At 72.8% G+C, this 14,930-nt stretch carries 12 protein-coding genes and 1 tRNA gene; 10 read left to right on the plus strand and 3 right to left on the minus strand.

The window, feature by feature from the left end; genetic code table 11:
* The first annotated feature begins 76 nt into the window (after positions 1–76).
* Together FB554_RS02840 and FB554_RS02845 are read left to right on the plus strand one after the other, a co-directional pair.
* Complete coding sequence (locus FB554_RS02840; protein WP_142004544.1) at positions 77–1,402, plus strand: hemolysin family protein; 1,326 nt, start codon at positions 77–79, stop codon at positions 1,400–1,402.
* Complete coding sequence (locus FB554_RS02845; protein ID WP_142004545.1) at positions 1,402–2,430, plus strand: hemolysin family protein; 1,029 nt, start codon at positions 1,402–1,404, stop codon at positions 2,428–2,430. Before FB554_RS02840 ends, FB554_RS02845 begins: the two co-directional genes overlap by 1 nt.
* Positions 2,431–2,478: 48 nt before the next feature.
* Here the strand turns inward: FB554_RS02845 and FB554_RS02850 are convergent, their stop codons facing one another.
* Positions 2,479–3,009 carry a YbhB/YbcL family Raf kinase inhibitor-like protein gene (locus tag FB554_RS02850; protein ID WP_142004546.1) on the minus strand — a complete coding sequence of 177 codons (531 nt, stop codon included), beginning with the start codon at positions 3,007–3,009 and terminating at the stop codon, positions 2,479–2,481.
* Between FB554_RS02850 and FB554_RS02855 the strand changes: the two genes are divergently transcribed.
* Together FB554_RS02855 and FB554_RS02860 are read left to right on the plus strand one after the other, a co-directional pair.
* Positions 3,008–4,219: an acyl-CoA dehydrogenase family protein gene (locus FB554_RS02855; protein WP_236022238.1), complete on the plus strand. Its 1,212-nt coding sequence runs from the start codon at positions 3,008–3,010 to the stop codon at positions 4,217–4,219. The genes FB554_RS02850 and FB554_RS02855 overlap by 2 nt on opposite strands.
* A 34-nt stretch (positions 4,220–4,253) precedes the next feature.
* Complete coding sequence (locus FB554_RS02860) at positions 4,254–5,048, plus strand: deoxyribonuclease IV (protein ID WP_142004547.1); 795 nt, start codon at positions 4,254–4,256, stop codon at positions 5,046–5,048.
* Positions 5,049–5,128: 80 nt separating this feature from the next.
* On the opposite strand, the gene FB554_RS02865 is transcribed toward FB554_RS02860, so the two are convergent.
* A tRNA-Arg gene (locus FB554_RS02865) sits at positions 5,129–5,200 on the minus strand.
* Between the two features lie 136 nt (positions 5,201–5,336).
* On the opposite strand from FB554_RS02865, the gene FB554_RS02870 reads away from it, so the two are divergent.
* The 6 genes from FB554_RS02870 to rho all read left to right on the plus strand — a co-directional run bounded on the left by FB554_RS02870 (position 5,337) and on the right by rho (position 12,858).
* Complete coding sequence (locus FB554_RS02870) at positions 5,337–5,858, plus strand: hypothetical protein (RefSeq protein ID WP_142004548.1); 522 nt, start codon at positions 5,337–5,339, stop codon at positions 5,856–5,858.
* 10 nt (positions 5,859–5,868) lie between these two features.
* Entirely contained in the window at positions 5,869–7,233 is a 1,365-nt protein-coding gene (lysA, locus tag FB554_RS02875; protein ID WP_142004549.1) for a diaminopimelate decarboxylase, read from the plus strand.
* Positions 7,230–8,552 (plus strand): homoserine dehydrogenase, encoded by a 1,323-nt coding sequence (locus FB554_RS02880; RefSeq protein ID WP_142004550.1) that lies wholly within the window; start codon positions 7,230–7,232, stop codon positions 8,550–8,552. Before lysA ends, FB554_RS02880 begins: the two co-directional genes overlap by 4 nt.
* 2 nt (positions 8,553–8,554) lie before the next feature.
* The gene (thrC, locus tag FB554_RS02885) at positions 8,555–9,646 is read left to right on the plus strand and encodes a threonine synthase (RefSeq protein WP_142004551.1); all 1,092 of its coding nucleotides are present in this window, start codon (positions 8,555–8,557) and stop codon (positions 9,644–9,646) included.
* Positions 9,643–10,584: a homoserine kinase gene (thrB, locus tag FB554_RS02890; protein WP_142004552.1), complete on the plus strand. Its 942-nt coding sequence runs from the start codon at positions 9,643–9,645 to the stop codon at positions 10,582–10,584. The genes thrC and thrB overlap by 4 nt, the downstream gene beginning before the upstream one ends.
* 219 nt (positions 10,585–10,803) lie before the next feature.
* Positions 10,804–12,858: a transcription termination factor Rho gene (gene rho / locus FB554_RS02895; protein WP_142004553.1), complete on the plus strand. Its 2,055-nt coding sequence runs from the start codon at positions 10,804–10,806 to the stop codon at positions 12,856–12,858.
* A 103-nt stretch (positions 12,859–12,961) separates the two neighbouring features.
* Here the strand turns inward: rho and FB554_RS02900 are convergent, their stop codons facing one another.
* Positions 12,962–14,893 (minus strand): N-acetylmuramoyl-L-alanine amidase, encoded by a 1,932-nt coding sequence (locus tag FB554_RS02900; RefSeq protein WP_142004554.1) that lies wholly within the window; start codon positions 14,891–14,893, stop codon positions 12,962–12,964.
* Positions 14,894–14,930: the final 37 nt, after the last annotated feature.

Below are 14,930 nucleotides of genomic sequence, written 5' to 3' on the forward strand. Positions count from 1 at the left end.
TGACATGCCAACACCCAATCACCCCCACGCGGGTGAGGGACAACCGACGTGCCCGGCGCTCCTAGGATGTTCATTCATGACCGAGTGGCTGTTGGTGCTCGGCGGTGTGCTGCTGACCGTCGGCACCGCCGTCTTCGTGGCCGCCGAGTTCTCCCTCGTCGCGCTGGACCGCCCGTCGGTGCAGCGGGCCGTGGAGTCCGGCGACTACGCCGCCGGGTCGGTGCTCACCTCGCTGCGCCAGCTGTCGACCCAGCTGTCCGCGAGCCAGGTCGGCATCACCCTCACGACCCTGGTGCTGGGCTATCTCGTCGAACCCTCGCTGGGTCGGTTGCTGGAGAGTCCGCTCGAGGCGATCGGGGTCGGTGGTACGGCCGCGGTCGCCGCCTCCACGACCCTCGCCCTGGTCATCGCGACGATCTTCTCGATGATCTTCGGCGAGCTGCTGCCGCAGTTCCTCGGCATCTCCGCGCCACTGCCGGTCGCCAAGCTGGTCGCCGGCCCGGTGCGCGTCTTCAGCGTGATCATGCGGCCGTTCATCGTCGTGCTCAACGGCTCCGCCAACCGCGCGCTGCGGGCGATGGGCGTCGAGCCGCAGGAGGAGCTGTCGGCGGCCCGCACGCCGCAGGAGCTGGCGTCGCTCGTGCGGCGCTCGGCCGAGGCGGGCACGATCGAGGCCGGCACCGCCCGGCTCCTGACCCGCTCGCTGAACTTCGGCGAGCGCACCGCCGCCGACGTGATGAGCCCGCGGGTGCGCTGCGTCGCGATCGAGCGCACCGCCAGCGCCGCCGACGTCGTCGCTCTCGCGCGCAGCTCCGGCCACAGCCGCTTCCCCGTGATCGGCGACGGCTGGGACGACGTGAGCGGTGTCGTCCACGTGAAGAAGGCGATCGCGGTCCCGCCCGAGCGGCGCCCGGACGTCCCCGTCACCGCCCTGATGATCCCGCCGGTGGTCGTGCCCGAGACGATCCGGCTCGACCCGCTGCTCCTGCTGCTGCGCAAGGGCGGTTTCCAGCTGGCCGTCGTCATCGACGAGTACTCCGGGACCAGCGGCGTGGTCACCCTCGAGGACGTCATCGAGGAGATCGTCGGAGAGGTCAGCGACGAGCACGACCGCGTCCGCGACACCAGCCGGATGCTGCCCGACGGGTCGTGGACGCTGTCCGGGCTCTGGCGTCCCGACGAGGTGCGCGACCGCATCGGCGCCGACATCCCCGACGGCGCCACCTACGAGACGCTCGGCGGTTTCGTCATGGCCCAGGTCGGGCGCGTCCCGCAGGTCGGTGACGAGGTGACGATCGGGCGCTGGCGACTGCGCGTGGTGTCGATGGACGGCCGCCGGGTCGATCGCGTACGGCTGTGGCCGCTCGTCCCCGACCGGCTCGAGGGCGAGGCGAGCGTCTGATGGCCCTGTGGTTCTCGTTGGTCCTGCTGCTGGGCAACGCCTTCTTCGTGGGTGCCGAGTTCGCGGTCATGGCCGCCCGGCGCTCGCAGATGGAACCCCTTGCGGCACAAGGGAGTCGGCGCGCCAAGCTGGTGCTCGAGGCGCTGGAGAACCTCGCCTCGCTGCTCGCCTGCGCGCAGCTCGGCATCACGGTCTGCTCGGTGCTGCTGGGCGCGGTCGCCGAGTCGGCTCTCGAACACCTCATCGCCGGGCCGATGGAGGCCTCCGGGGTGCCCGAGCCGGTGATCAAGGTCGCCGCGCTCGTGATCGCGCTGCTGATCGTCGTCTACCTGCACGTGGTCGTCGGCGAGATGATCCCCAAGAACCTGGCGATCGCGGGGCCGGAGCGGTCGGCCCTGCTGCTGGCGCCGCCGCTGCTGTGGATCACCAAGGCGCTGCACCCGCTGATCCGGCTGCTCGAGACGATCGCGAAGTGGCTGGTGCGGCGGTTCGGCGTGGAGCCGCAGAGCGAGGTGGCCTCGACCTTCTCGGCCGAGGAGGTGCACATGATCATGCAGGAGAGCCACCGCGAGGGGCTGATCGACCCGGGGGCGCAGGAGCGGATGCTCGGCGCTCTTGAGTTCAGCGACCGGGTCGCGGCCGACGTCGCGGTGCCGATCGGCGACGTGGTCACGCTGGCCGTCGGCTCGACCCCCGCCGACCTGGAGCACCTGGTGGCCAAGCGGGGCTTCTCCCGCTTCCCGGTGACCGACCGGCACGGCGAGGTGGCGGGATATCTGCACCTCAAGGACGTGCTGTACGCCACCGACGAGCTCTACGACGAGCCGGTGCCGCCCAAGCGCATCCGCCCGCTCGCGACCGTCCGGCCCGAGGACGAGGTCGAGGACGCGCTGCTGACCATGCAGCGCCTCGGCTCCCACCTGGCGCGGGTGGTCGACGAGCAGGGCCAGGTGACCGGTGTGGTGTTCCTCGAGGACGTGCTGGAGGAGCTGGTCGGCGAGGTCGCCGACACCACCCAGCGCCCCTGACCCCGGCCGTCGACGACGCAGGGCAGGGGAGCTGCCTCGGCGGGCGGTTCAGGCCTGGTAGGTGCCCATGAGGATCGCGCGGCCGGCGGTCTTGAACGCCAGGTTGAACGACATCACGGCGCCGGAGGTGTCCTCGTCGATGCCGAGCTGGGGCTCGGTGACCGCGTGCACCACGAAGAAGTAGCGGTGCGGCACGTCGCCCTCGGGCGGGGCGGCGCCCATGAACCCGTGCTCGCCGCCGTCGTTGCGCAGCATGAACGCCTCGCCGGGCAGCGTCGACCCGGGCTTGCCGGCGTCGCGGGGGAGGGAGGTCGTGTCGGCCGGGAGATCGACGACCATCCAGTGCCAGAAGCCCGAGGGGGTCGGCGCGTCGGGGTCGAAGCAGGTGACGACGAAGCTTTGCGTGCCCTCGGGCGCGCCCGACCAGGACAGCTGGGGCGAGACGCTGCCGCCCTCGGCGGACTGCTCGTCGGCGAGCGGCTGACCCTCGGTGACGTCGTCGCTGGTCACGGTGAACGACGGGACCGCGGGGAGCAGGTCGTAGGGGTTGGGTGCCTGGGGCCGTTCGAGTGAGGTCATGTCCGCCATCGTGGCACGCACGGACGGCATGATCGGCGGCATGGGCGAGACGGCAGTGGTGGACGAGGCTGACTTCGAGGAGATCCTCGCGGCGGTGCGCACGTTCGTGCGCGAGCGCGTCGTGCCGCGCGAGCAGGAGATCGCCGACGCCGACGCGATCCCCGCCGACCTGCGCGCCGAGGTCGCCGAGCTGGGGCTGTTCGGCTTCGCCCTGCCCCAGGAGTTCGGTGGGCTCGGGCTCGACCTGGCCCAGGACGTACGCCTGGCCGAGGAGCTCGGCTACACCAGCCTCGCGGTGCGCTCGCTGTTCGGCACCAACAACGGCATCGCGGGGCAGGTGCTGGTGGGCTACGGCACCGACGAGCAGCGCGAGCAGTGGCTCTCGCGGCTGGCGTCGGGCGAGGTGGTCGCGTCGTTCGCGCTGACCGAGCCGGGGGCGGGATCCAACCCGGCAGGCTTGCGCACCAAGGCGATTCGCGACGGCGACGACTGGGTGATCAGCGGCAGCAAGCGGTTCATCACCAACGCCCCGTCGGCCGACCTGTTCGTGGTGTTCGCGCGCACGGCGCCCGCCGAGCCGGGCCGTCCGGGCATCGCGGTCTTCCTCGTGCCGGCCGACGCCGACGGGGTCGAGATCGGCCCGAAGGACGCGAAGATGGGCCAGGCGGGGGCCTGGACGTCCGACGTCAGTCTCACCGACGTACGCCTGCCGCCGGCCGCGCTCGTCGGCGGCGCCGAGGACGTGGGCTACCGCGCGGCCATGACCAGCCTGGCGCGCGGCCGGGTGCACATCGCCGCCGTCGCGGTCGGACAGGCCCAGCGGGCGCTCGACGAGTCGGTGGCCTGGGCGGCGACCACCACCCAGGGCGGCACGCCGATCGGTGAGTTCCAGCTGGTGCAGGCGATGCTCGCCGACATGCAGACCGACGTGCTGGCCGGGCGCGCGCTGGTGCGCGAGGCGGCTCGGCTGTGGGTCAGCGAGGAGGACCGCCGGGTCGCGCCGTCGGCGGCCAAGCTGTTCTGCACCGAGATGGCCGGGCGGGTGGCCGACCTGGCGGTGCAGGTGCACGGCGGCACCGGCTACATGCGCGGCGTGCCGGTGGAGCGCATCTATCGCGACGTGCGTCTGCTGCGCCTCTACGAGGGCACCAGCGAGATCCAGCGGCTGATCGTCGGCGGCGGGCTGGTGCGCGCGGCCCGGGGACGCTGAGCCCGGCCGCCGGGCCGAGGCCTACGGTGGAGGCATGGCCCTCTCCATCGGTGCGCACGTCGAGCAGGAAGACCCCGTCGCCGAGGCGGTCGCGCGCGGCGCGTCGCTCGTGCAGATCTTCCTGGGCGACCCGCAGAGCTACAAGGGCCCGGTCGTGCGCTTCGAGGGTGGCGCGCAGGCGCTGCGGTCGGCGGTCGCCGACGCCGGCATCGACCTGTACGTCCACGCGCCCTACCCGATCAACGTCGCCTCCTTCAACAACCGGATCCGTATCCCCGGGCGCAAGCTGCTGCAGCAGCACCTGACCGCCGCGGCCGAGGTGGGGGCCAAGGGCGTGATCGTGCACGGCGGTCACATCGGCGTCGACGAGGACTCCGCCAAGGGCTTCGACAACTGGCGCAAGTGCATCGACGGTCTCGACATGCCGGTGCCGCTGCTCATCGAGAACACCGCCGGCGGCGACAACGCGATGGCCCGGCGCCTCGAGGCGATCGCCCGGCTGTGGGACGCGATCGGCGAGGCCGAGGGCGGCGACACGGTCGGCTTCTGCCTCGACACCTGCCACGCGCACGCCGGGGGCATTGAGCTCGCGAGCGTGGTGGAGAAGATCCGCGGGATCACCGGTCGCATCGACCTGGTGCACGCCAACGACTCGCGCGACGCGTTCGACTCCGGCGCCGACCGGCACGCCAACTTCGGGTCGGGCGAGATCGACGGCGAGGAGCTGGCCGAGGTGGTGCGCGCCGCCGACGCGCCGGTGGTGTGCGAGACGCCGGGCGGGGCCGAGGGGCAGGGCGCAGACATCGCGTGGTTGCGCGAACGGGTCTGACGACCAGACATGAGTGAGGCGGACAGGGATGCCTGTCCGCCTCGCGCGCATTCGTGATGGTGTCGTCCGGTCGACGTCGGTGCCCCCTGCAGGATTCGAACCTGCGCACCCGCCTCCGGAGGGCGGTGCTCTATCCCCTGAGCTAAGGGGGCGCGAGGAGAAACTCTAACAGCGCGCGGACGGTGCTCCGAACCGGCCGGTCGCGCCCGACGGCGTCCGGCACGATGAGGCCATGACCACCGAGACCCCGGGCGCGCCGGAGGGGTTCGTGCCCGCCGAGGTCGCCTGATGCGCAACGAGGTTCACGACCCGCAACCGGCCGAGGACCTGCGCCGGGCGGTCGAGGCGCGGCTCGCGGTGCCGGCCGAGCGCGAGCTGTGGCTGACCCGCGACAGCCGGCCGACGACGTACGGCGGGCTGGTGGGCCGGGCGGGGGAGCCGACGGCGCGGTGGGTGCTGCTGCGCTCCTCCGACGGGCGGCAGCTCGACGTCGCGTGGCGCGACCTGCCGACGCAGACCCTGCGCAACCCGGCGTTCGCGGTGGTGCTGGCGCACGCCCGGCTGGTGACGGGGGTCCAGGTCGTGGGCCTCGAGCGCCCGCTGGACCGGGCGGACAGCGCCTGGGGCGCGACCGCGCGCACCGGCCGCACCCGCATCCTCGCGACCGCGGTCGAGGCGGTGGCGGCGGTGGTGCTGGCGGCCCCGGCCGTACCACGAGCTGGTCTGCTGCCGGAGGATCACGAGCGGGCCCGTATCGTGCTGGCGTCCGCACTCCGCCTCGCGGGCATGCCAGCCCCGACCCACGTGTAGAGGAGCCCACGTGAGCGTCCCCGACGTCGACGCGCTCCCCGCGCACGTCTGGCCCGGCAGCGCCCGGCGGCTGCCCGACGGGTCGATCGAGATCGGGGGCGTGAGCCTGCGCCGCCTCGCCGAGGAGGTCGGCACCCCGGTCTACGTGCTCGACGAGTCCGACGTACGCCGTCGCGCAGCGGACTTCCGGGTCGCCTTCGGCGAGGCCTTCGCCGCGATCGGCGCGACCTGCGACGTCTACTACGCCGGCAAGGCGTTCCTCAGCACCGCGTTCGCGCGGTGGATGCACGAGGAGGGGTTGCGGCTGGATGTCTGCTCCGGCGGCGAGCTGGCCGTGGCCGAGCGTGCCGGCTTCCCGGGCGAGCTGATCGGGATGCACGGCAACAACAAGTCCGTCGCCGAGATCGAGGCGGCCGTGGCCTACGGCGTCGGCCGGATCGTCGTCGACTCCTTCGAGGAGATCGAGCGCATCACGGACGCCGCGCGCCGGCACGGGGTGGTGGTGCCGGTGATGCTGCGGGTCAAGACCGGCGTCGAGGCGCACACGCACGAGTTCATCGCGACCGCGCACGAGGACCAGAAGTTCGGCTTCAGCCTCGACCAGGGACAGGTCGCGCAGGCAACGCAACAGGTGCTCGACCGCCCGGATGCGTTGCGGCTGTTGGGTTTTCACTCGCACATCGGCAGTCAGATCTTCGAGACCGACGGCTTCGCCGAGGCGGCTCGGCGACTGGTGAGCCTGCAGCTGCAGGTCGCGCGCGAGCACGGCACGACGCTGCCCGAGCTCGACCTCGGCGGCGGCTTCGGCATCGCCTACCTCGCCGGTGACACCCCGCTGCCGGTGCGCGAGATGGCCGAGGGGCTGGCCGAGATCGTGCGGGCGGCGTGCGCCGACGCCGGCACCCCGGTTCCCCGCATCTCCGTCGAGCCGGGCCGGGCCATCGTCGGCCCCGCCGGGGTGACGCTCTACGAGGTCGGCTCGGTGAAGCCGGTGCAGGCGACCGACCAGCTGGTGCGCACCTATGTCTCCGTCGACGGCGGCATGAGCGACAACCCGCGCCCGGTGCTCTACGACGCCGACTACACCTGCGCGCTCGCGGGCCGCAGCAGCGGCGCCCCGCCGGTGCTGGCGCGGGTGGTCGGCAAGCACTGCGAGAGCGGTGACATCGTCGTGCGCGACGTCGAGCTGGCCGGTGACGTGCAGGCGGGTGACCTGCTGGCCGTCCCCGCGACCGGCGCCTACTGCCGCAGCCTGTCGAGCACGTACAACCACGTGCCGCGCCCCCCGGTCGTCGCCGTCCGCGACGGTCAGGTCCGCACCTTGATCCGCCGCGAGACGATCGCGGACATCCTTGCGCTGGAAGGGGATTCGTGAGCGAGTCCAACGCAACCACCGAGCCGCTGAGGGTGGCGCTGCTCGGGTGCGGCACGGTCGGGTCGAGCGTGGCCCGGCGACTGGTCGAGCACCCCGAGGAGTTCTCCGCGCGCGTCGGCCGGCCGCTGGAGCTGGTGGGGGTCGCGGTGCGTGACCTCGACAAGCCGCGCGACGAGGCGGGCCTGGACCGCTCGCTGCTCACGACCGACGCCGAGGGTCTGGTGACACGGGCCGACCTGGTGATCGAGCTGATCGGCGGCATCGAGCCGGCGCGCTCGCTGATCCTGTCGGCGTTCGAGCACGGTGCCAGCGTGGTGACCGGCAACAAGGCGCTGCTCGGCGAGGACGGCCCGCGCCTCTACGAGGCGGCGTCGGAGGCGGGCGTCGACCTGCACTTCGAGGCGGCGGTCGCCGGTGCGATCCCGCTCATCCGGCCGATGCGCGAGTCGCTCGCGGGCGACCAGGTGCGCCGTGTCATGGGCATCGTGAACGGCACCACCAACTTCATCCTCGACAAGATGGACCGCACCGGCGCCGACCTGGCCGACGTGCTCGCCGAGGCCCAGCAGCTCGGTTATGCCGAGGCCGACCCGACCGCCGACGTCGAGGGCCACGACGCCCAGGCCAAGGCGGCGATCCTGGCCTCGCTGGCCTTCCACACCCGGGTCGCGACGTCCGACGTCAGCTGCGAGGGCATCACCGCGATCACGTCCGACGACATCCGCACGGTGCGCCGGATGGGTTGTGTGCTCAAGCTTCTCGCGATCTGCGAGCGGGTCGAGCGTCCCGACGGGACCGCCGGCGTGAGCGCCCGGGTGCACCCCACGATCGTGCCGCGGTCGCACCCGCTCGCGTCGGTGCGCGAGGCGTTCAACGCCGTCTTCGTCGAGACCGAGCTGGCCGGCGAGCTGATGTTCTACGGCCCCGGCGCCGGCGCCGACCCGACCGCATCGGCGGTGCTGGGTGACCTGGTCCAGGCGGCCCGGCACCGGGTGACCGGCGCGCGCGGGCCGGGCGAGTCGGCGTACGCCCAGCTGCCGGTCGTGCCGCTCGGCGACGTGCGCACGCGCTACGCGATCCGCGTGGACGTCGAGGACCAGCCCGGCGTGCTCGCCCGGGTGGCAACGGTTTTCGGCGACACGGGCGTGTCGATCGAGTCGATGATCCAGGGCATCCGCCGCAGCGACGACGGGCTGGCGCCGCTCACGATCGCGACGCACGAGGCCGCGGAGGGGCGGCTCGCCGAGACGGTCGAGCGGCTGCGCGGGTTGGACGAGGTCGGCACCGTGTCGTCGGTGCTGCGCATGGAAGGACTGTGACGATGGCGCACCAGTGGCGCGGAGTGATCCGCGAGTACGCCGACCGGCTGCCGATGCTCGACGGAGCGCCGGTCATCACGCTGCACGAGGGCGGCACGCCGCTGATCCCGGCCGAGAAGCTCAGCGAGCGGGTCGGCGCCGAGGTGTTCCTGAAGTTCGAGGGGCTCAACCCCACCGGCTCGTTCAAGGACCGCGGCATGACCGCCGCGATCTCGATGGCCGCCAAGGCGGGCGCCAAGGCCGTGGTCTGCGCGAGCACGGGGAACACGTCGGCGTCCGCGGCGGCGTACGCCACCAAGGCCGGCATGACCTGCGCGGTGCTGGTGCCCGACGGCAAGATCGCGATGGGCAAGCTCAGCCAGGCGATCGCCCACGGCGCGACGCTGCTGCAGGTCGACGGCAACTTCGACGACTGCCTCACCGTCGCCCGCAAGCTGGCCGAGGCCTATCCGGTCGAGCTGGTGAACTCGGTCAACCCGGCCCGCATCGAGGGACAGAAGACGGCGGCGTTCGAGGTGGCCGACGCGCTCGGCGACGCCCCCGACATCCACTGCCTGCCGGTCGGCAACGCCGGCAACATCACGGCCTACTGGAAGGGCTACCGCGAGGCGGTCGAGCCCTCGCGCAGCGGGGCGCCGGCGCTGGCCACGCGGACCCCGCGCATGTGGGGGTTCCAGGCCGAGGGCGCGGCGCCGATCGTGCTCGGCCACCCGGTCGACGACCCCGACACGGTCGCCACCGCGATCCGCATCGGCAACCCCGCGTCGTGGAAGCAGGCCGAGGCCGCCCGCGACGAGTCCGGCGGCGTCATCGACAAGGTCTCCGACGAACAGATCCTCGAGGCGCACCGGCTGATCTCCAGCAGCGAGGGCGTGTTCGTCGAACCGGGCTCGGCCGCGAGCGTCGCCGGCCTGCTCCAGCAGCACGAGCGCGGCGAGGTGCCCGCGGGCGCGCGCATCGTGTGCACCGTGACCGGGCACGGGCTGAAGGACCCGGCCTGGGCGCTGAAGCTGGCCGACGGCTCGGAGGTGGTGCCGACCCAGATCCCGGTCGACGCGATGACCGCCGCCGTCGAGCTGGGCCTGGAGGGATGAGCGGCGAGCTGCGCCCGGTCCCGACCGGGCAGCGCGTCGCGCTCCAGGTGCCCGCGAGCTCGGCCAACCTGGGCCCCGGCTTCGACTCGGTCGGGCTCGCCCTCGACCTGTGGGACGACGTCGAGGTCGAGGTCACCGGCGACCGGCTCGTCATCGAGTGCGAGGGGGAGGGTGCCGACCAGGTGCCGCGCGACGCCTCGCACCTGGTGCACCGGTCGATGTCGGTCATGTGGCGCAGCCTCGGGTTCGCGACGCCACGCGGCCTGAAACTGTTGTCGCGCAACAGGATTCCGCACTCTCGCGGGTTGGGTTCGTCCGCCGCGGCGATCGTCGTGGGGGTGGCCGCGGCCGCCGCCACGGTCGGTGTCGACGTCTCCTCCGACGAGGGCCGCCGGCAGATCGGCGACGTCGCCGGAGACCTCGAGGGGCACCCCGACAACTCCTCGGCGAGCGTGTACGGCGGGCTCACCGTCTCGTGGGCGACGGACTCCGACTCCGGCTGGAGCACGGCGCGCCCCGCGCTGCACCCCGACGTCGCGCCGGTGGCGTTCGTGCCCGCCAGCACCCTCGCCACCGACAAGGCCCGGGCGGCGCTGCCGACGCAGGTGGGCCACGGCGACGCCGCACGCAACTCGGGCCGCGCGGCGCTGCTCGTGCACGCGCTGACCCAGGACCCGGCATTCCTGCTGCCCGCGACCCGCGACTGGCTGCACCAGCAGCAGCGGCGATCGGCGTACGTCGAGACGATGCGGCTGGTTGACCGGCTGCGCGCGGCCGGCCACGCGGCCACCGTCTCCGGGGCCGGACCGACCGTGCTCGTGCTCGCGACGCAGCAGACGCGCGCGCAGGTGCTCGCCGCGGTGGGGGAGGGCGCCGGCTGGCGGGCGCTCGCCGGCCCGGTGCCCGACACCGGCGTGAGGGTTGTTTCGCGGCCGTGAGGGCTTCGGTGTAGATTGAAGGTGCATCGAGGCCATCGGCGGTTCAACGCCGGGAGCCGCACCCGTTGAGCGGGTGGATGCGATCTCATCTCACGAGGGCGCACCGCCGACGCATGTCGGCACAGCGCCGTGAGTCTGGCGGCCGGGATCTGACCCGGCCGATGCAGCACCCCAAACCGTGCCCCGCAGAGGGCGCCAGACGAGGGGGAAGGAACCTTCGTGACAGAAACCACCGATCTCGCCGCGCAGTCTGCGGGTGAGTCGAAGCCCCGTGGCAGCCTCAGCGCGATGAAGCTCGACGAGCTCAAGCGCCTGGCCGCCGGGATGGGCATCACCGGCACGTCGAAGATGCGCAAGAGCGACCTGATCGCCGCCATCAACGGCGACCGCTCGGGCGGTTCGCGCCCCGCGCCGACCGTGTCCGGCGGAGCCGGCAGCACCGACCAGGCGAGCGGCCAGACCCCGGCCGAGGGGCGTACGTCCGACGCCGGGTCCGCCGCGTCCGACCGGGCCGGCGACTCCTCGGGCCAGCAGCCCGCGCGCCGCTCGCGCCGCGCTGCCAGCGCCCCCACGGCTCCGGCCGAGCGCTCGCAGGGCCAGGCCCGCGAGGCCGGCGACGGCGACCGCGACGCGCAGCGCGAGGGCCGCGACGACCAGGGGCAGCAGGCCCGCGCCGACCGGCAGCAGGGCGACCGTCAGTCCGACGGCGGCCAGCAGGACGAGCGCCAGCAGGACGACCGCCAGGGTGACCGGCAGCGTCGCCAGGGCGACCGTGACAACCGCCGCGACGACAACCGTCGCGACGACAACCGTCGTGACGACAAGCAGCGCGGCGACCGTGAGCAGGGTGACCGCCAGCAGGGCGGCAACCAGGGCGGCCGCGAGAACCGTCGCGACGACAACCGCCGTGACGACAAGCAGCGCGACGACCGCCAGCAGGGCGGCAACCAGGGCGGCGGCAACCGCGACCAGCAGGGCGGCGGCAACCGTCGCGACGACAACCGTGACGACGACCGCGGCGACCGCCGTGGCCGGCGCCGTCAGCGTGGCCGAGACCGCAAGCGCGGCCGCGGTCGTGGCGACGACTTCGGCGAGGTCGACACCCAGGTGCGCGAGGACGACGTCCTCGTGCCGGTGGCCGGCATCCTCGACGTGCTCGACAACTACGGCTTCGTGCGCACCAGCGGCTTCCTGCCCGGTCCGGGCGACGTCTACGTCCCGATGGGCATGGTCAAGAAGAACGGCATGCGCAAGGGCGACGCCGTCACCGGCAAGATCCGGGCGCTGCGCGAGGGCGAGCAGCCCCCGGCGCGGCAGAAGTTCAACGCGCTGGTGCAGGTCGACACCGTCAACGGCGGCTCGCCCGAGCAGGCCGGCAACCGGGTCGAGTTCGGCAAGCTGACCCCGCTCTACCCGCAGGAGCGGCTGCGCCTGGAGGACGACCAGAAGAACATCACCAACCGGGTCATCGACCTGGTGGCTCCGATCGGCAAGGGACAGCGCGGCCTGATCGTCGCGCCGGCCAAGGCCGGCAAGACCCTGGTGATGCAGTCGATCGCCAACGCGATCACCACCAACAACCCCGAGTGCCACCTGATGGTCGTGCTCGTCGACGAGCGTCCCGAGGAGGTCACCGACTTCCAGCGCTCGGTCAAGGGCGAGGTCATCGCCTCGACGTTCGACCGTCCGGCCTCCGACCACACCGAGGTTGCCGAGCTGGCCATCGAGCGCGCCAAGCGGCTGGTCGAGATGGGCATGGACGTCGTCGTCCTGCTCGACGGCATCACCCGCCTGGGTCGTGCGTACAACCTCGCCGCGCCCGCGAGCGGTCGCATCATGTCCGGTGGTGTGGACTCCGCGGCGCTGTACCCGCCGAAGAAGTTCTTCGGTGCCGCCCGCAACATCGAGAACGGTGGCTCGCTCACCATCCTCGCCACGGCGCTCATCGAGTCCGGGTCGAAGATGGACGAGGTCATCTTCGAGGAGTTCAAGGGCACCGGAAACTGGGAGCTGCGCCTGTCGCGTCAGCTCGCGGAGCGCCGCATCTTCCCGGCGGTGGACGTCAACCAGTCCTCCACCCGCCGCGAGGAGATCCTGCTCGGCCAAGACGAGCTGAAGATCATGTGGAAGCTGCGCCGGGTGCTCGCCGCGCTCGACCAGCAGCAGGGCATCGAGCTGCTGCTCGACCGGCTGAAGAAGACCAAGAGCAACGTCGAGTTCCTGATGCAGGTGCAGCAGACCTCCTCGATCAAGCTCGACGACGAGGACGACTGAGCCCGCGCTCGGATCTCGCACGACGGGTGTGGCCCGCGACGACGGATCGTCGTCGCGGGCCACACCCGTTTCCGGTCGTCGCCTCGGGGCGGCGCGCTGCCGGTCAGGCGAAACGGACCTCGGCGGCGCGGACGTAGGCGAGCCGGTGACCGAGGCTGATCTGGTAGTAGCGGTCCTTGCCGACGATGTCGACGTGGTCGTTCGGGGTGTCCAGGGAGAACGTCTTGGCCTTGTAGTAGTCGGTCACCGGTGACTCGTCGGTGACGACGTAGGCCTGCCCCGCGGGGATCGTGTAGATCAGCGGGCTCACCGGCTGCACGTCGGCGGGGTCGGCGTACGCCTCGGGCTCGGGGTAGCACCGGCCGTACGTCTTCGCGGCCTCCCCGCTCGCCGTGATCACCCGCCGGCGCCCGGCCACCGGCCGCGCGGTCGGCGCGCTCGCGGGGTTGCGGAACCAGCCCTTGACCCCGAGGTACCAGATCGCGGTCCAGTCACCGTCGACCTCGGCCACCACGAAGTCGAGGCCGGCCGTGGCGCGCGCACTGTGGTCGCTGACGTACGTCGTCGCGGGCTGCCCCTGCTGGTGCAGCCCGATGTCGTTCACCAGCGCGGCGTCCTCGCGCGGGGCGACCCGCAGCGTGACGAAGTTGGTGTCCTTGTCGCCGCAGGTGTCACCGGCACCGGCGCACCCGGTCACCGGCTGCTTGTTGCCGACGAAGCCGGGCAGGATGCGCACCACGTCGCCCGCGCGCACCCGGCGGCCGAGCGTGGCCCGGTCGAGCGGGGAGCCGATCAGGTCGAAGTAGTGCTCCCAGTCCCAGAACGGGCCCGGGTCCCAGTGCATCCCGGGGATCGTCGGGGTCGTGGTGCCGGGCACCTGGTCGTGGCCGATGATGTGCGCGCGGTCCTTGGGGATGGCGTACTTGTCGCACAGGTAGCGCACCAGCCGGGCCGACGTGCGATACATCGGCTCGGAGAACCACGGGGCGCCCTCGGCGGCGTAGCCCTCGTGCTCGAGCCCGATCGAGTGGGAGTTGACGTACCAGTTGCCGGCGTGCCAACCGACGTCCTTGGGCAGCAGGTGCTGGGCGATGTGGCCGTCGCTGGAGCGCAGGGTGTACTGCCAGGAGACGTAGGTCGGGTCGCTCACCAGGTCGAGCGCGACGTCGTAGGGGCACTCCGTGTCGTGGATGACGACGTAGTCGATCGTCGGCGACTTCGGCCGGAAGGCCAGGTCGTGGTTGCCGTAGTCGCCGGGGTCGGGACCGAACTGCTCGTACGGCGCCGGCAGCCACTCGACGTCGAGGCCGCGCGGCGCGTCGATCTGCGGTGCGCGCGGGTCGAGCTTGCGGGCGGCGTCGGCCCGGTCGCGCAGGGCGACGCGTTGCTCGCCGGGGGAGCCGACCGCGCGGCGCGCGGTCGCGAGCCGGGTGCCGTCGGGCAGGGTGAGCGCGGCGCCGCTGCGCACGGCGGCGAGCGCGGCGTCGGCGAGGTCGAGCTGGGCCTGGGCGGAGGTGAGGCCGCTGGTGGCGGCGACCGCGGCGTACCAGCTCGCGGGGTCGGTGGACCCGCCGGTGGGCCGGCCGAGCGCGCGCTGCTGCTCGGCGATGATCGCGGCGGCTCCGCGCACGTTGGCGGCGGGGTCGGTGCGCAGCTGCTCCTTGCCGAGCCCGGTGGCGCGGGCGGCGTCGCCGAGGGTGTCGAGCACCGCCGGGGCGGGCTTGTCGGCGCGGGCGTGGGCGCGCCGGGCGGCGTCGCCGTCGACGAGGTGCATCGGCCCGTAACCCTGCGAGGCGCTGGGCCGTCCGTCGTGGTCCTGCCAGCGCGTCTGGGCGTAGGAGACACCCGCGAGCAGCGCCACCGGCAGGCCGTACGCCCTCGCCGCCTCGGTGAAGACCGCGTGCTGGTCGACGCGCACCAGCGCCCCGGCCGGCCCGGCCAGCAGGGCGGTCGCCGGCACGGCGGCGCCGGCCAGCAGGAAGTGTCGCCGCGAGAGTGCGGGGCGGCGCGTGGGCTTCGGTTCGGTGCCGGTCATGAAGGCCTCCTCGGTGAGCCGGTCATCTCGGCACCCT

The organism is Barrientosiimonas humi, assembly GCF_006716095.1.
GTDB lineage: Bacteria > Actinomycetota > Actinomycetes > Actinomycetales > Dermatophilaceae > Barrientosiimonas > Barrientosiimonas humi.